The following is a 17,455-nucleotide window of genomic DNA, read 5'->3' as shown; positions in this document are numbered from 1 at the left end:
TGTCTATGAATAAGTTATTGCTTTTAATTTTGATGATTAATTTAAGTGTTCTGAATGCTCAGGATTTTGATGCTTATAAGTTTTATAATAAGAAATCTAAAGAGGATTCTCCTAAAGATCTTATCAGGGATTTGGCAGGCTATGATGTGGTTCTGATTGGTGAGCATCATGACAATTCGATTAATCACTGGCTGGAGAAAAGAATAACCGAGGCTTTGTTCGAGAAGAAAAAAGGTCAGGTTATTTTGGGAGCCGAGATGTTTGAGCGAGATAATCAGCCCGCTCTTTATTCTTACCTCGCGGGAAAAATCGAAGCCAAAAATCTAAAAGATTCCGTAAGGCTTTGGAAAAATTATGAGACCGATTACAGGCCTTTGCTGGATTTTGCAAAAGAGAAAAAACTGAGTTTCATTGCAACCAATGTCCCAAGAAAATACGCATCCCAAACTTCAAAAAACGGAATTGGCAGCTTAAATAACTTACCCGAAAATGAAAAAAATTATATCGCCAAATTACCAATAGAGGTGACGCTGGAAACGCCGGGTTACAAAGAAATGAAATTCCTGATGGGCGACCATGTTGACGAGATGAAGCTGATGAATTTTGTCTCTGCACAGGCGGTTAAAGATGCTACGATGGCAGAATCGATTTTTCTAAACCTGCGTCCCGGTACCACTTTTATCCATTACAGCGGTGATTACCACAGCAAGCAATATGGCGGAATATACTGGTACCTGAAGAAAAAAAACCGAACCTGAAAATCGCGGTTATCTCAGTCTTTGAATCAGAAAAGCCTGTACTGTCCTTACCCGAAAAGGATTTTATTCCGACAGAATTTAATCTGATTATTCCTGCAGATATGGCGAAGACGTATTAATTTTACAGATTTTCCAAAATACTTTTTCTCATATTTGTATAAAATTTAATCCATGCAGACTTTACTTTTAGAGGACGATCCGGTTTTGTCATCAGAGATTGCGCTTTTCCTGGGATCCCGATCGGTCAAAACAGACATTGCGGACGATGGTGAGAAATTCCTGGAATTGTTTTCAGCAAAAAAGTACGATATTTTCTTGTTGGATATCAATGTCCCTAAGATCAATGGTTTGGATATCTGTAAAAAAATACGTGAGACCAATGCCGACACGCCGATTATCATTATCTCAGCCTACGATGGTATCGAGGAAAAAAAAGAAGCTTTCCTCAGGGCTGCAGATGATTACCTGGTAAAACCCTTTTTGTTGGAAGAACTGCTGCTAAGGATCAATTCGCATTTGCGCAAGATAACACCCAAATCAGATGAGAAGGAAAAAATTGTAGTAGATGACCTGATCATATATCCCGAGGACAGCAAGGTGTTCCGCGGCGGCGAGGAGATTGTGTTGACGGTAAAAGAATTTCAACTGCTGGAGCTGCTTGCAAGAGCCAACGGCCGTACGCTGTCCAAGCAATATATTTCTGACGAAGTGTGGAAAAACCAGTTTCAGTCTACTAATAATGCTATAGAAGTGTACATCAACTTTCTCAGGAAGAAGATTGATAAAAACTTCAAAACAAAATTGATCCATACCAGGCCTGGTTTCGGTTATTACCTTAGCCCGCTTTAACAGGTTATCATTGATCTGATCATTTATTAATTTCAGCATGTCTCTCAAACGCAAAATAGCCATTAGTCTCAGCATCGCATTCTCCATTATTTTTGGGGTGATGATGTTTGTGATATACGTCTCGTTCCGCGATTTTCGGAGAGATGAGTTTCGGGAACGTTTTCAGAAAAGGCTGGTGTTTACGGTTAGTTTTATAGCAAAGTCTGACGATTTTGAGAAAGAAGCACCTTTGTTTTTTGATGAAAATTCTGATAATGTCCTTCTGAATGAAACCATCATGATCTTCAATGGTCAAAAAAAACTGATCCACAGCACACTCAAAGACAAAAAGGTCAGCTGGGATGAGAACCTTCTCAACCGGCTGGATTCTGAAAAAACAATTTATATAGAGAATTCGGTTCCCGAGATCTATGCTGCCCTGCGGAATATTAATGGGCAAAACTATTACATTCTCACCAGTGCCAAAGATGTCACCGGACAGTCTAAGCTGGCTTTTCTGGAGTATATTTTGGTTTCATGCTACTTTGTCAGCATTTTGCTCATCTGGTTTTTCAGCTATTATCTGGTTTCAAAATTCCTGCAACCGCTGGAGACGCTGGAGTCTGATATGTCCAATATTACGGTTCATGAGCTCACAATCCCTGTACAGGTGCCCAATTCGCATGATGAGATTGGCGTTCTGGCTAAGTCTTTTAATTTGATGACAAGCCGTCTTAACGATGTTTTCCAGTCGCAGAAAGATTTCAACTCCAGTGCGGCACATGAGATGCGCACACCGCTCACCAGGATGGCGTTCCAGCTGGAAAACCTTATTCAGCTGGAAGATCACTCGCCCAAAACAAGATATACACTCACGCAGATGCTGCAGGATGTTTATCAGTTGTCAGATCTTACACAGTCGCTGCTGTTGCTGTCAAAATTTGATAAAGAGGCCATAGCCAGTGTTTTTGAAGATGTTCGGATAGATGAGGTCGTTTTTGATGCCTTTGAGGTAGTCCACCGCAACTTCCCAGGCTTCAAGATCGATTTTCAGATCGACAATGAGAGTATTGCCGATGCGGATCTTACCATAAAAGGTGTGCAATCTCTGTTGGAGATCACTTTTATTAATCTTTTTAAAAATGCGGCGCTGTACTCGGTGGATAATGAAGCTGACATTGTTATCCGGGAAACCGATTACAGTATTATTATCAAGGTCTTTTCTAATGGGTCTGTAATTGCGGAAGAAGAGCGCGACCGCCTTTTTGACGCTTTTATGCGGGGCAGCAATTCTCAGAACCGGACAGGGTCTGGGCTTGGCCTTAGAATTGTGAAAAGGATACTGGAGTACCATAAAGCAGAAATCACTTACTCCGCCAGCGCCATGAATCAAAATCTTTTTACATTGGTCTTTAGCAAATATTCTGAGGATTATTAAAACTGCACAAACCATAGTTTAAGGAGAATTAGTTTTGCGAGAATTTGATCTAAGAATTACTTTGAATCAAGGAACTCCCTGAAAATTTGTTGGAGCTTTATATTGGTTGAAGTGTGTTATTGCAGTATTTAAATTTTTGTAAATCAAGTCGTTAATATGTGTAATTGCTTTCAATAATTATCTTCGGCTGACAATTAAGTTTTTTTTAAGTTGCATTTAAGTTGGTTTTAATTTGATTTTTTCAATTTTGGATTTCCAAAATCACAAGAAAAAAGAACAATGAAAAACTTACTCACGGCATTGGTGCTGTTGCTGGCTCTTTTCTCCTGTTCCCAAAAGGAAAAACCTGCTCCAAAATTAGAAAAAGGTTTTGAACTCAGCAATGCAATGCTCAAGAGTACAACGTTTGCCAAGGCAGCATTATCAAGTATTGAAGATGATTATCAATATACTGGCGTCCTGGACAAAAGCAGACTGCATGTTACACTCCGTATCAGTCCAAATGATCCTGGTAAGATAAAAGTTGGCGATACTGTACAAGTAATTTCTCCTAATCATCCGCAACAGAAAGTCAACGCAGTGATTGAGAAAACAGATGCCTCTGCAGGAAGACCGATGAGCCTCGCCATGGCCAGATGCATTAATCCTGTAAAGGTTTCGGAGCCTAGCGAAGCATTGGAAGTTCGGTTATCAAGAAAAAAGGAGACTCTGGCCTTGGCGTTACCTGCCAAAGCAGTGATTAAGGATAAAAACAGATATTTTGTTGTGGTCTACAAATCACAAACCGATATCAGGATCAGGGAAATAAAACTTCTTAATCATAACCTTTCTACAATATACATTGTCTCTGGCCTGGAAAAAGGCGAAATGGTTATTACCAATCATCAGTTGTCTATCTACCGTTCCTTGGCCAACTGATCATTATATATCTAAGAAACTATACCAATAATCTGAGTTATAGTTTTTATTTTGTTCTCAATTATTGTCTTGTCCGCCAGGTTTCCTGAAGAACAATTTTTACAGCCTTCAATATTTTTATCCTGCTCTGTCAACAATTTTTTATCTTTGGAAACAAAAATTATTACCATGCGCAATTTTACTATCGTACTGCTCTTAAGCGTCTCTACATCGCTGTTTTCACAAAAATTCAGCAAAGAAGAAAAACAGCTCATTCTCTCTGGTGATAACAAAACTGCATTGCCAATATATCAAACCGATAATGAGGCACAGCACAAGGTTTTACTTAACCAGTCAGAAACGATTTCTCCAAAAGATAAGACGTTGCCCATACTTATCCAAAGGATGCGAGCGGCACTTTCTGCAACAGACGGTGGTGTGGGGATTGCGGCTCCACAGGTTGGTATTAACAGGAGGGTTGTTTTGGTACAGCGGTTTGATAAAACCGATTTTCCGGTAGAGTATTTTATCAATCCAGTAATTATCTGGCGTTCGCAGCTTTTAAACAAAGGACCGGAAGGCGATCTGTCGATCGATAATTTTCGGGATCAGTTCTACAGGAGTTATAGTATTCGGCTGGAATATTATGATTTGGACAACAAGAAACATGACGAAATGGTGGAAGGCTTTACAGCGGTGATTCTGCAACACGAGATAGATCATCTTTCCGGGATTTTAATTTCTGATAAATTGCAGAATGAGAAGGACTTCCAGTATATGGAGATAAAACTTTATCAAAAGTCGAAAAATTAGGTCTGATTTTTGGATAGACCGACAATATTAATAAAACATCAAACTATGAACTTCATTATCCGTTTGCTAATTACTGCAATCTCTGCATTTTTATTGAGTAAGATCCTTACCGGTGTCCATTTTGACTCGTTTGGTTCCACCATTATCTTTGCCATTCTGCTGGGTATTCTCAACGTATTTGTAAGGCCAATCCTATCCATCTTGTCATTGCCAATCACCATTGTAACCTTGGGGCTTTTTTCCTTTGTTATCAATGCGCTGATTATTCTCCTTACCGATTATTTTATGGATAGTATGTATGTGGATGGCTTCTGGTGGGCATTATTGTTCAGTATACTGCTATCGCTGGTAACATCGCTTTTCTCTACCTTTTTTGAGACTAACGATTAAAAAAAAAAGCTTCCCACTCAGGAAGCTCTTTTTGTTTAGCAATCTGTCCTTATTTTTTCACGGCACCGAAAACCTTTTCTAATAGAGAGGTTGTGCGCAAAGCCGAATTATTACGGATTCCACTTTCTTTTTCTGCTACCATTTTGAACACCCCGTTGATGGTTTCTGTAGTAACGTACTCATTAAGATCTGTTGTTACAGCCTGTCCGGTAAACGTATTGTATTTTGAAATAATGTTTTTCCAGACAGTATCTGCACCCACTTTTCCCAAAGATGCCTGAACTTTTGGCTCGAATGCAGAGAACAATTGGCTTTGTGTTTTGGTCTGCAGGTAGCTGGTTGCGGCATTATCACTACCCAGCAGAATATTCTTAGCATCGGTAATGGTTATCGTGGTGATGGCGTTGGCAAAGATTGGTGCCGCTTCTGTAACGGCATCTTCTGCTGCACGGTTTAATAATTTTACGCCCTGGTCTGCCAGACTTCCCAGCCCGATACTCCTCAGGGTTGTATCGATTTTCTCAGTTTCTCCGGCATTAGGATTTTTACCATTTCATTTTTGTAAAAACCATCGGTAACTCCTAGTTTTTTAACACCTTCTGTGACACCCATGCTGAGTGCTTCTTTTAACCCGGAAGATATTTGCGAGCTTGTCAGACTGCTAAGGTCTGCAGTGGTCTGCGGTGTCGAGGTAGTGCTGGTAGTTGTATTTTTTTGACCAACTTTGGACAGGTCTACACCGGTTTGGTTTTTAACAGCTGACTTAAAAACGTCCAGCAATTGTGCATTGGCAGAGACCGAAAATAAAAGTCCCACAGCCACAATATAAGTTTTTTTTCATTATTGGTTTGTATTGAGGATTAGATAACAGAATCCATCCAATGTTAAACTGAATTTTATTTAAAAATCAGAGTCAGCCTGTTAATTTTGGTTCCTAATATATACATCATAAAGATCCTGTCTGCGGTCTGTCAATGTTTTTACGGCACCGTTGTAGTGCAGCTCTTTCAGAAGGTTAAGGTCCACATCTACTATCAGTGTCATCTCTGTATTAGGCGTGGCTTCACCTTTGATGGCATTGGATGGGAAAGCAAAATCCGAAGGTGTAAAGACTGTTGCCTGCCCAAACTGAATATCCATATTATTAACGCCCGGTAAGTTACCCACACATCCTGCAATAGCAACATAGCATTCGTTTTCTATAGCTCGGGCTGCGGCACAGTGTCTTACCCTAGTATAGGCATTTTGCGTATCGGTAAGGTATGGTACAAAAAGGATTTTCATGCCCTGGTCTGCCAGGAGCCGTGGAAGTTCCGGGAATTCTACATCGTAACAGATGATAATCCCGACTTTTCCGCAGTCTGTATCAAAAACCTTGATCTCATCACCGCCTACCATACCATAATATCGGCGTTCATTGGGTGTAATGTGTATTTTGCGGAATTCGTCTATTTTACCATCGCGGTGCATCAGGTAACTCACGTTGTAGAGCTTGCCGTCTTCCAGGATTGGCATACTGCCGGAGATGATATTTACGTTGTAACTCACGGCAAATCCGGATATTTTTTCCTTGATTTCACCAGTAAGCTCAGAGAGTTTCTCCATAGACTCACGCTCGTTAAGATGATTAAAAGGCGCCAGAAGAGGCGTATTGAAAAGCTCCGGGAAAAGACAAAAATCCGACTCATAGCCGGCTACAGCGTCCACAAAAAACTCAACTTGTTTATAAAAATCTTCCAGGTCCTTCAGTGGTCTCATTTGCCACTGCACCAGCCCCAGGCGGATGACGCTGTCCTGCATGGTGTTTTTCTTGGCGGTGTAGTAGATGTTGTTCCATTGCAATAGTACTGCGTATTCTTCGGATTCTGTATCGCCTTTTAGGTAGCCTTTCAGGATTTTAACCGGTGAAAAATTATTGCTGAGCTGGAAACTGAGAACAGGGTCATAGATCTCTTTATTCCTTACCTTGTTAATATATTCTCTGGGAGTGAGCTCTTTGCTGTGCAGGTGATAATTCGGGATCCTGCCGCCAATGATGATTGATTTGAGATTCAGGATCTCGCAGAGCTCTTTACGCGCATCATACAATCGTCTCCCCAGCCTTAGCGAACGAAATTCCGGATCTACAAAAACCTCGATCCCATAGAGTACATTCCCGTTATTGCTATGCGTGTTGAAGGTCTCATTACCAGTAATCTCCGTATAAGTATGCTGATCGCTGAACAGCTCGTACTGTACAATAATAGACAATGCCGCTGCTGCCAACTTGCCATTCACCAGGATGCAGATCTGGCCGTCCGCAAAGATGGATGTTAGTTTTTGGATATTCCGTTTGCTCCATGTATTGTCATCAATGTCAGGATAAGCTTTTTGCATGGCTTCATCCAATTCTTCATAATCATCTACACTTAGCTTTCTTATTTCTATCTGCATTATTTGTATTTTATTTATATTAATCTTTTGAATTTACAAAATTAGCAAAACTTATAATCATCAATCCGTTATTGCGCTATAAGTTTTTCTTTACCGGTGGTTGTAAGTCGTTGTTGTGTAAACTATCATTAAGTATAGTTTTTTAATAAATCTTCTCTCAGCTTCCTCATGCCTTCCGTGGCAGTTGTACGGTAATAATTTTCTTTTTTGGTGAAAGAAACGGTATTTGCCGGTTGTGGATCGATGACAAAAATTTCGCATGTTGCCGGGACATATTGCACAAGGGAAGCCGCCGGATAGACCTGCATCGACGTTCCGATTACCAGAAAGAGGTCTGCGCCGGAAGCTGTTGCAATGGCATGGTCCATCTGTGGCACCATCTCTCCAAACCAAACGATATGTGGGCGCAGCTGAGAACCGTCTGCGTGAAGATCACCTATATTAATATCATTTTCCCAAATCATGATGTGATCTTCGTGTGCAGAGGACCTGACCTTTTTCAGTTCGCCATGCAGGTGTATAATGTTGGAAGATCCTGCACGCTCATGCAGGTCATCCACATTTTGAGTAATAATGTGAACCTCAAACTCATCCTGCAGCTGTGCCAGTATTTTGTGCGCTTCATTAGGCTGTACATCCTTTAGCTGTTTTCGCCGGAGGTTGTAAAAATCCAGTACCAGCTGAGGGTTTTTCGCAAAGCCTTCCGGGGTGGCCACATCTTCTATCCGATGGTTTTCCCATAGCCCGTTATGATCCCGGAAGGTGCTGATACCACTTTCTGCAGAGATGCCCGCGCCGGACAGTACCACCAGTTTTTTCTTCATGCCTTGGATGTTTTGTTAAAAATATAAATTTAAAATTAATATTATCCTTTTTCCTTATTGATATTGCGGCCCAACAGCTTCTTCATGTACAAGGCATTTTCTATAGCGGCTGTTCCCCATGTATTATTGAACATGATATAGAAATCCTGATCATTTGCTTTTATTTTGTCCGCAATGCCACTGAGAAAATCATCCGAATAAGCTGATTTATAAAGCGTCGGTTTGCCATGCAGCCGGTAGTAGACTGTTGTTGGATTTGTAATGATGAGATCATCCGGTATTTTCCCCGGAAAGCTGACACCGCAGAAGATCCACTGTTTATTTCTGAACAGGCTGAATACTTCATCATTCCACCAGGAGCTGTGCCGAAACTCCACTGCGATAGGGAAGTTGGTGGGCAATGTTTCTGATAACAATTTTATATGGCTCTCTGTGCAATGAAAAGAAGCCGGAAACTGGATGAGAAAGCCAGCCAGCTTACCCGTGATATGTTGTTGTATATAATCACAGAATGCAGACAGTTCTTCTCCTTTACCCTCCGAATATCCAAAATGAGAGATGCTCTTGGGGATCTTGATATAAAAGCTGAAGTGCTCGGGGGTCTCATCATACCACTTCTGTAAGGTTTTAGCAGTTGGTTTTCTGTAAAATGTACTGTTGATCTCAACGGTATCGAAGCTTTGAGAATATAATTTTAAGAAGTCCTTGTTCTGAGCGTCGGATGGGTAAAGTGTGCCCTTCCAATCGGTGTTGTAAAATCCGGAGCAGCCAACATGGTATTTTTTCATTTTTAATGTAAAATAATTTTTGTGCCAACAGGTACAATTTCAGTTTGTTAACATATTTTATGATAATGAATGATATTTATCATACCAAAATAGTATGAAATAAATTTGGATAACTCAAAATTTTCAAATTATTTTGCACTGTGATTAAGAATTGTTGTCATACTTATTAAGAAAGACCGAGGGACCTGACCCGCAGAAGTCTTAACAACCTGCCTCTGGTAAGGTGTTACATTCAGCCTTTGTAAAAAGGGAAGATAAGTTAAAAAGATAGTACAGATATATTAAACATATCCTTTGTAATGCTTCTTTCGGACTTGTCTGGAAGAAGTTTTTTTTATTTAAAAACGTAAAATTTAGAATATATGGATCAGAAAATTATTATTAATTCCAGAAAAGGATTGGTGCTTTCAGCAGCAGTTGTTTTCTTCTCAGGCGCCACATTGTTACAGGCGCAGGAAGCTCAACCGGTAAAAGACACAGTGTCTGACAAGCAGATTGATGAAGTGGTGCTGGTAGGCTCCAGAAGTGGAGGCCGTTCCAAAGCTGACAGCCCGGTTCCTGTAGATGTCTTCAATATCAAAGACATTCAGCAGAGTTTACCTCAAACCAATATCAATCAAATCCTGAATAGCATTGCACCGTCTTTTACTTCTACCATCCAAACGAATGCAGATGGGTCAGACCATAGCGACCCGGCACAGCTAAGAGGTTTGGGGCCAGATCAGACCTTGGTATTGATCAATGGGAAAAGAAGGCATACTTCGGCGCTGGTAAATGTCAATGGTACACCGGGAAGAGGAACTGTGGGAACAGACCTGAATGCTATCCCGGCTTTTGCACTCAGCAGGATCGAAGTGTTGCGCGACGGTGCGTCTGCACAGTACGGTTCCGATGCCATTGCCGGTGTGATGAACCTCCAGCTAAAAAAGGATACCGGAAAACTGACAGGGCAGTTCAACTACGGCGGTTACCTTACACCGGCTGCTAATGACCATACCGGCAACTATGACGGGCAACAGTTCCAGGTGGACCTTAATTATGGTAATAAGATTGGCAAACGCGGTGGTTTCTATAACATCACCTGGTCTTCGCAGTTTCGGGATCCTACAAGAAGGGCGGGAACAGAAAGTAATACACTTTACAATGCCTACAATGCGATCGAAAAGAGAGCTGCAGAGAACGGCGTTAATCTTTCTTCCTATTTCAATAATATTGGTAACCTGAAAGGGACGCCGGGCGAACAGGATTTTGTAAACCTGATCCATCAGTATGCGCAGGGTGTTGGTTATTTTGGGTCTGTCAACGCACCAAACAGTAATTCTACACTTGCATCGGGGATACAGTCTGCCAATACGATAACTGCTTTACAAAGTATTCTGTCTGCTGATGTTACCAATCAGGAGTTGGATTACAGAGGACAAAGCAGAAAAGATTTTAACCAACAGGTTGGTCAGTCAAAACTGAATAACCATCAGTTGTTTGCCAATATAGAAGTCCCTTTGAATGATGACTGGAAGGTCTATACCTTTGGTGGCTATTCCAATAGGAATGGCTCTTCCGCAGGCTTCTACAGAAGACCCAACCAGGCAAGGACGTTCACAGGATTGTATCTGGACGGTTATCTGCCTCAGATCCATACACTCATTCAGGATATTTCTTTGTCGGCAGGTATCAAAGGCCAATGGGACGGTTGGAATGTAGACCTCAGCAACACATTCGGGCAAAACTCTTTTGATTATACCATAGAAAATACAGGCAATACCAGTTTGCGTTTTGCATCGCCAAGCTCTTTCAAAGCAGGTGGGCTGCAGTTTTTACAAAATACTATTAATTTAGATTTCAGCAAGTCATTTGATGTTTTGGATGGTATTAATGTCGCTTTTGGTGGTGAGCAGAGACACGAGAATTTCCGTATCAATCCGGGCGAAGAAGCATCTTACACAGCTTATGACATCAATGGCAATGTCCAAACACCATCTACGCCGGCTTCCTTAAAACCAACCGATTTCTTTGGCAACACTCTGGCAGGCGGATCTCAGGTTTTTGCAGGCTTCCGCGAAGCTAACAAAACTAACAAGAACAGGAATGCTTATGCCGCTTATGCCGATGTAGAGTTTAACTTCACCAACTGGCTTCTGGTAGATGCGGCCATCCGGTACGAGGATTACTCCGATTTTGGATCAACTTTTAATTATAAACTGGCTTCAAGGATCAAACTGGCCGATAACTTTAACTTCCGTTTTGCGGGGTCTACGGGCTTCAGGGCACCTTCGATTCACCAAATCTACTATAATACAACTTCCACATTGTTTACAGATGGTGTCCTGAAAGAAGTAGGAACCTTCAGCAATGATTCTGACTTTGCAACGGCATTCGGGATCCCAAAACTGAAACAGGAAACGTCCAAATCTTTGAGTACAGGTTTTACCTACAAAATTCCGTCGCTTAATCTTAATATTACAGCAGATGCCTATTTTATCAGGATTGATGACCGGATTGTGCTGACAGACCAGTTCAACAGGCCAACTGATGCACAGGTTATAGCGAATCCTTCTTTAGCAGATATCCAGCAGCGTTTTGACGCCGTGGGCGTGAATGCGGCTCAGTTCTTTGCCAACTCTATCGATACCGAGACCAAAGGCCTGGATGTGGTTATCAGCCACAATTACAGGAACGGTGCCATCAAACTGAATAACGATTTTGCGATTAATTTTAATAAAACGCAAAAAGTAGGGGATGTTCACGTATCGCCTGTGTTACAGAATCTGGGGTATGAGTCCACTTATTTCTCAGAGAAATCAAGGATCTATCTGGAAGATTCTGTGCCAAAAGTTAAAGCCAGTCTTTCCAACAACCTAAGCTGGAACAGCTTCAACTTTTACCTGCGAAACACCTACTACGGCAAAGTGTGGGGCGCCGATATCGTAGATGCCAATTTTGACGGTATTATACTGCCTAATGAGCATCAGCTGATTTCTGATAAAATTATCACCGATTTATCTATTGGCTACGATATCAGTAAGAATTTTAATCTTACCATAGGTGCCAACAACCTGTTTGATATATATCCGACCAAAAACGTACCCGCTTCTACCAATAACGACCAGTTTATCTACTCCAGGTCTACATCACAGTTTGGGCAGAATGGCCGCTACGTATTCAGTAAGTTGACGGTCTCTTTCTAAGAAATTTTTTTTAGGTTTTTTATTTTGTTTTGAAAGCAGCATCGTGGGATTTTCCACGGTGCTGTTTTGGTTTATAAAACCAGGAGCCTCCTGCTAAGTATTTTTGCTGCAGCCAATCTGTTGCCAAGGCATCTGTTTTTACCGTTTAAAAGCACTAAGGTACCAAAGAAAATCCTATCCGCAACACCCGTGACCGGTTCTGACCGGTTCTGACAATTATTGCATAATGCTGAAGACGATTTTGGGGTTTTCTTCGGGTTTTCTTCGGGTCTTCTCCCACAGAAGTCCCATAAAAGCATGCTTTTCCCGAACAAAACCCGAACGATACCCGAAGAAAACCTCAACAAAAACGCATAAAAAGTGATGACGGGTTTATGACTATAGGATAATCCGGTATTCCTGAACTCTTTAAAAATGTGAAGTTTCCCTTATTTTTTGATTCTCGCAGATTCCTCTGATTTTGAGGATTTTTAATTATATGTCTTTGAAAAGAATTAATGGTATAGTTTTATGCTAAAACATTTTGTTTGCACATCTTTTTATCTTTTCTATGTTATCTTTCATTTACATAAAACTGCAGAATCTGTAAAATCAAAGAGCACAACTAATTTACTGGATGTTATTAAGTTGCATTCTCTGTGATATTAATCAGAAGATGATTTTTGTATTATTATGGAATTGTGAGAGCCTCAGAATGATATTTTTAATGCCAGCAAGAGGCTCTCGGGGCAGGTTGTTTTATAACTCCAGTTTTGCATTGTTAAGTCTCAGAGAGTTCAGGATCACAGATACTGAGCTGAAGCTCATGGCTGCTGCGGCAATCATAGGGCTTAGCAAGATCCCGAAGAATGGGTAGAGAAGGCCTGCCGCCAACGGGATGCCCAGGATATTGTAGATAAAGGCGAAGAAAAGGTTTTGTTTGATGTTTTTCAATAGTTTTTCGCTCAGGATTTTTGCTTTGGCAACCCCCAAGATGTCGCCCTTTAGCAGTGTAATCTCTGCGCTCTCTATGGCAGCATCGCTGCCGGTCCCCATCGCAATCCCAATGTTGGACTGGGCCAGGGCTGGTGCATCATTGATGCCATCCCCCGTCATTGCTACAATTTTACCTTCCTTTTGCAGTTTTTTGATTTCGTTCATCTTGTCCTCAGGCAGGCAGTTGGCCTTGTAATCACGGATTCCCAGGGTGTCGGCCACTGCTTTTGCCGTGCGCTGGTTATCGCCGGTCATCATAATGACCTGGATGTTTTGAGAATGAAGATAATCAACAGCCTGTTTTGAGCTTGGTTTGATATTGTCAGAATAGCTTAAAAAGCCTAAGATTTTCCCGCCTTTTGCAAGGTAAGAGATCGTCCTGGCTTTGTCTTCGCTCTGTGTTGTTTTTTGCTGTAATGCCTCTGGGATTACGATGTCAAAATGTTTCAGTAAGGCCTCATTACCCAGGAGGATTTCCTGATTGTCAATAATACCCTTTACACCTTTCCCGGATAAGTTTTCGAAGTCTGAGACCTGCTCATAGTGGATATCAGCAGGATCAGCCTGAGCTTTTTTGAAAGTATCCAGAACGGCATTGGATAAAGGGTGATCCGAATTTTGGTTAAGGGCAGCTGCCAGTTTCAGGATATCGTTTTTGTCGGCATTGTCAAAGGTCTCGATGTGGTCCAGACTTGGTTTGCCTTCGGTAAGCGTCCCGGTTTTGTCAGTAATCAGGACATTGATTTTGTGCATCTCTTCCAGCGCCTCGGCATTTTTGATAAGGATGCCGTTTTGGGCACCTTTCCCGATACCTACCATCAGGCTCATTGGTGTCGCCAGGCCAAGCGCGCAGGGGCAGGCTACAATCAGCACGGCAACGGCATTTACAAATGCGTAGATCATCTTGTTCTCACCCCCGAAAACAGACCATAGGACAAAGGTGATGATTGCTATTGCTATGACTGCAGGAACAAATATTTTGGAGATTTTATCAGCCAGTTTCTGGATCGGGGCTTTGCTGCGGCTGGCTTCGTTCACCATTTTGATAATCTGGGACAGCAGCGTTTCGTCGCCCACTTTTTCTGTGACCATCAGGAAGGACCCATTGCCGTTAATAGTGCCGGACGTTACTTTATCGCCTGTTTTTTTCTCTACCGGGATGGGCTCGCCGGTAATCATAGACTCGTCTACGTTGGAATTGCCATCTGTAATCTTGCCGTCTACAGGGATTTTTTCGCCCGGTTTTACGCGTAGGATGTCATTAATTTTAATTTCTGATAAAGGGACTTTTTTCTCTTGTCCGTCGGTGATTAGGTTGGCGGTATCCGGCGAAAGGTTCATCAGGGCCTCGATGGCTTTCCCGGTTTTCATATGGGCGCGCGCTTCCATCATCTGTCCCATAATAACGAGGGTAAGTATCACACAAACCGACTCGAAATAAAGTGGCGCATTGCCGCCATGTGCCAATTCGTGTGGCAGGATGTGCGGGAAAAACAAAGCCACCAGACTAAAAATAAATGCAGCTGCCACGCCCAGCGCAATCAAAGAAAACATGTTGAGGTTCCAGGTTTTGAAGGACACCCAACCACGCTTTATCAGGAACCAGCCTGCGTAGAAAACTACCGGAATGCTGAGTATCAGTTCCAGGATCCCCTGTAATTGATGCGAAAAAGGCCAGCTGATAAACATCCCGCCCATGGACAGGATAAATACCGGCACCGAAAATCCCAGGGCCAACCAGAACTTTTTTCTTAAGCGTTTGTAAGTTTCGTCCTCGTGGTCATTGTTTTTTGATGGTATAGGTACCAGGTCCATCCCGCAAATGGGGCAGCTGCCCGGCTCATCTCGGATGATTTGCGGATGCATAGGGCAGGTGTACTGCACCGATTTTTTTTCGGGGATCTTTACCAGATCCATCCCGCAGACAGGGCAGCCGACATTGGAGTCATAGACTTTGTCACCCTCACAAAACATCGGGCAGTAGTACTTGCCTGCGTTTTTATCGGTTTCAATTGTTGCTTTTTGGGAGTCGGGATGATGGCTGTGGGCCGCAGATTCAGCATTATGAACCAACTCAGGCGTGATTTTTTCCAGATGCATGTGGCACACGGGGCAGTCGCCCTTTTCATTGTAGACTTTATCTCCTTCGCAGAACATAGGGCAGTAATATTTGCCGATGTTATCTTTGAAGTTATCAGGAAGGTTTGTTTTTGAGTAGGTTTGCGGTTTGTTTTTGTGGTCTTCCCGTTCTTCTATCGGGACCAGAAACATATTGCAGACCGGGCATCTGCCGGGCTTGAAATAGAGTTTGTCCCCCTCACATTCCATGGGGCAATAGTAGACAGAGCTTGGTGATATTCTTTGGCCGGGATGCGGATTGTCGTGATTATGATGATGGTTTTCCATTATAGTATGTTCTTTCTACAAATTTCTGAAAAATAGATGCCAATCACTTATAAATAAATGGGAAATTGTTATATCGCGACAATTTATATTTTACTCAGGTTCTGTTTGGATCTTATCCAGGGCAATCCTTTTTCTCTCCTTAGAGTTTAGGAACTGGGTAGGAGATAAGCCTGTGATCTTCCTGAACTGCGCAGACAGGTGCTGCACGCTTTTGTAGCCTAGTTTCTGGGAAATCTCCGTTAGGTTACGCTCTCTGTAAAGGAGTAATTCTTTTACTTTCTCGATCTTTTGGAGGATGAAATAGTGCTCCAGCGTGACATTTTCGTTTTGGGAAAAAAGCTTTGAAAGGGCACTGTAATCCCTGTGTAATGCGGAACTTAGGAATTGTGACAGAACGAAATCATCGGGCAGGTCTTCTTCTGATACTTTCTGGATAACCAATGTTTTTATTTTCTCGATCAGCTTTTGCGTGGCGTCTTGTACAATTTCGAAGCCGATGGATTTCAGTTTCAGGTCCAGGTTTCTAAGTGTATTGTCAGAAAGATGGTTTTTAGTCTCTGCTTCGCCTAATGAAATTTGGCTGACATCGATACCCATGTTGTTGAATATAGAGTCTACTGCAGCAATGCAGCGGCTGCAAACCATATTTTTGATAAAGATCTTCATTGTACGAATTTAAGAAATTAGCATGTAAGTTTCAGGGCTTTCCATTACACTTGTAGGAAATTCATTATATTTACGCCACTATCCACTGGAAGACTGGTTTCGTATTCTGGAAGCGAATCAAGGTAAAGAGGTTGATTAATAATGATTTAACAAGGTTTTTGCATTTTTAATAACAAATAAATTTTATAATTCAAAAATAATCGTACCTTGCGACAAATTATATTTGAAATCAATGATTTGTTCTTTCTCTTTGTTGTTTTTCCTAATCTATAATTTTAAAACAACATTTTTTATAACTTAATTTTTTTAAAATGAACATTTTTGTTTCAAACATCAATTACGCAACTAAAGATTATCAGTTGCAGGAATTATTCGAAGAATTTGGAGAAGTTTCTTCTGCAAAAATCATTACAGACAGAGAAACCGGAAGATCCAAAGGATTTGGTTTCGTAGAAATGGGCGACGAGGAAGGAAAACAAGCTGTAGACGCCTTGAACCAGAAAGAATTTAGCGGTAAAATTCTTAACGTAACTGAAGCAAGACCAAGAGAAGAAAAACCAAGAAGATCTTTTGACAACAACCGTGGCGGTGGTTACGGTGGTGGCGACAGAGGCGGAAACCGTGGTGGTGGAAGCCGTTGGTAATATCTTACTGATACAAAAAATGAAAGCGATCAATTATTGATCGCTTTTTTTATGTCAGGCTTATACTTCTGGGATCAAGATCAAACCTTGGGGACTAGGCAAAAATTTTAGATAATCTGAAAAGGAAAAATACTTTGTCTTTAACACCTCTAAGCTGCATTCTGAATTGCTTTATTTTCGAATTAAACGATTCTGCAGATGCATTGGTACTTCTTCTTTCAAAATAATTCAGGATGTCATTATAATGGTTTGTAATCGTATTTTTAAGTGTTGAAAAGGATTTAAAACCTGATTCTTCCACATCTTTAAACCAATGGGCAAGTTTGAGCATTGCTACAGATTTTAATGTGTTCTGATTATAAATTTTCCTTAGTTTATCGGATAAATTGTAAGCTTTTTCCAAATCTGGA

14 protein-coding genes, 1 pseudogene and 1 riboswitch are annotated in these 17,455 nt (G+C 41.4%); of the genes and pseudogenes, 8 read left to right on the top strand and 7 right to left on the bottom strand.

Annotated features, from left to right (window positions below; translation table 11 throughout):
* Positions 1-32: 32 nt before the first annotated feature.
* The 6 genes from B0B05_RS05795 to B0B05_RS05770 all read left to right on the top strand — a co-directional run bounded on the left by B0B05_RS05795 (position 33) and on the right by B0B05_RS05770 (position 5,124).
* Positions 33-758, top strand: a complete 726-nt coding sequence (locus tag B0B05_RS05795; RefSeq protein WP_245799223.1) for a ChaN family lipoprotein — start codon at positions 33-35, stop codon at positions 756-758.
* A gap of 171 nt (positions 759-929) precedes the next feature.
* Positions 930-1,607, top strand: coding sequence for a response regulator transcription factor (locus tag B0B05_RS05790; protein WP_076782614.1), 678 nt, complete (start codon positions 930-932; stop codon positions 1,605-1,607).
* Between the two features lie 37 nt (positions 1,608-1,644).
* Positions 1,645-3,024 carry a HAMP domain-containing sensor histidine kinase gene (locus B0B05_RS05785; protein ID WP_076782611.1) on the top strand — a complete coding sequence of 460 codons (1,380 nt, stop codon included), beginning with the start codon at positions 1,645-1,647 and terminating at the stop codon, positions 3,022-3,024.
* Positions 3,025-3,303: 279 nt separating this feature from the next.
* Positions 3,304-3,942, top strand: coding sequence for an efflux RND transporter periplasmic adaptor subunit (locus B0B05_RS05780; protein ID WP_076782608.1), 639 nt, complete (start codon positions 3,304-3,306; stop codon positions 3,940-3,942).
* A 168-nt stretch (positions 3,943-4,110) separates the two neighbouring features.
* On the top strand, positions 4,111-4,734 hold the full coding sequence (locus B0B05_RS05775; protein ID WP_076782605.1) for a peptide deformylase: 624 nt from the start codon (positions 4,111-4,113) through the stop codon (positions 4,732-4,734).
* 45 nt (positions 4,735-4,779) lie between these two features.
* Positions 4,780-5,124: a phage holin family protein gene (locus B0B05_RS05770; protein ID WP_076782602.1), complete on the top strand. Its 345-nt coding sequence runs from the start codon at positions 4,780-4,782 to the stop codon at positions 5,122-5,124.
* 49 nt (positions 5,125-5,173) lie between these two features.
* Here the strand turns inward: B0B05_RS05770 and B0B05_RS05765 are convergent.
* The 4 genes and pseudogenes from B0B05_RS05765 to B0B05_RS05750 form a co-directional block, all read right to left on the bottom strand.
* Positions 5,174-5,736, bottom strand: a pseudogene (locus B0B05_RS05765) (DUF4197 domain-containing protein).
* A 309-nt stretch (positions 5,737-6,045) separates the two neighbouring features.
* A complete protein-coding gene (locus tag B0B05_RS05760; RefSeq protein WP_076782599.1) occupies positions 6,046-7,557 on the bottom strand; it encodes a carbon-nitrogen hydrolase family protein in 1,512 nt (503 codons plus the stop codon).
* A gap of 128 nt (positions 7,558-7,685) precedes the next feature.
* On the bottom strand, positions 7,686-8,381 hold the full coding sequence (locus B0B05_RS05755) for an SIR2 family NAD-dependent protein deacylase (RefSeq protein WP_076782598.1): 696 nt from the start codon (positions 8,379-8,381) through the stop codon (positions 7,686-7,688).
* 41 nt (positions 8,382-8,422) lie between these two features.
* On the bottom strand, positions 8,423-9,169 hold the full coding sequence (locus B0B05_RS05750; RefSeq protein ID WP_076782595.1) for a DUF72 domain-containing protein: 747 nt from the start codon (positions 9,167-9,169) through the stop codon (positions 8,423-8,425).
* A 160-nt stretch (positions 9,170-9,329) separates the two neighbouring features.
* A riboswitch (SAM riboswitch) is annotated at positions 9,330-9,430 on the top strand.
* A 101-nt stretch (positions 9,431-9,531) separates the two neighbouring features.
* On the opposite strand from B0B05_RS05750, the gene B0B05_RS05745 reads away from it, so the two are divergent.
* Positions 9,532-12,354: a TonB-dependent receptor plug domain-containing protein gene (locus tag B0B05_RS05745; RefSeq protein ID WP_076782591.1), complete on the top strand. Its 2,823-nt coding sequence runs from the start codon at positions 9,532-9,534 to the stop codon at positions 12,352-12,354.
* Positions 12,355-13,092: 738 nt separating this feature from the next.
* On the opposite strand, the gene B0B05_RS05740 is transcribed toward B0B05_RS05745, so the two are convergent.
* Both B0B05_RS05740 and B0B05_RS05735 read right to left on the bottom strand, forming a co-directional pair.
* The gene (locus B0B05_RS05740) at positions 13,093-15,735 is read right to left on the bottom strand and encodes a copper-transporting P-type ATPase (RefSeq protein WP_084173891.1); all 2,643 of its coding nucleotides are present in this window, start codon (positions 15,733-15,735) and stop codon (positions 13,093-13,095) included.
* A gap of 90 nt (positions 15,736-15,825) precedes the next feature.
* Positions 15,826-16,401, bottom strand: a complete 576-nt coding sequence (locus B0B05_RS05735) for a helix-turn-helix domain-containing protein (protein WP_076782589.1) — start codon at positions 16,399-16,401, stop codon at positions 15,826-15,828.
* 311 nt (positions 16,402-16,712) lie between these two features.
* Between B0B05_RS05735 and B0B05_RS05730 the strand changes: the two genes are divergently transcribed.
* Positions 16,713-17,045, top strand: coding sequence for an RNA recognition motif domain-containing protein (locus tag B0B05_RS05730; RefSeq protein ID WP_076782586.1), 333 nt, complete (start codon positions 16,713-16,715; stop codon positions 17,043-17,045).
* 94 nt (positions 17,046-17,139) lie between these two features.
* Here the strand turns inward: B0B05_RS05730 and B0B05_RS05725 are convergent.
* Positions 17,140-17,455 (bottom strand): transposase (locus B0B05_RS05725; RefSeq protein ID WP_076782024.1); only part of this gene is annotated, 316 nt, incomplete at its 5' end.

This window comes from Epilithonimonas bovis DSM 19482, assembly GCF_900108115.1.
Classification (GTDB): Bacteria; Bacteroidota; Bacteroidia; order Flavobacteriales; family Weeksellaceae; genus Epilithonimonas; species Epilithonimonas bovis.
This window is presented reverse-complemented; position numbering and strand designations above follow the sequence as displayed.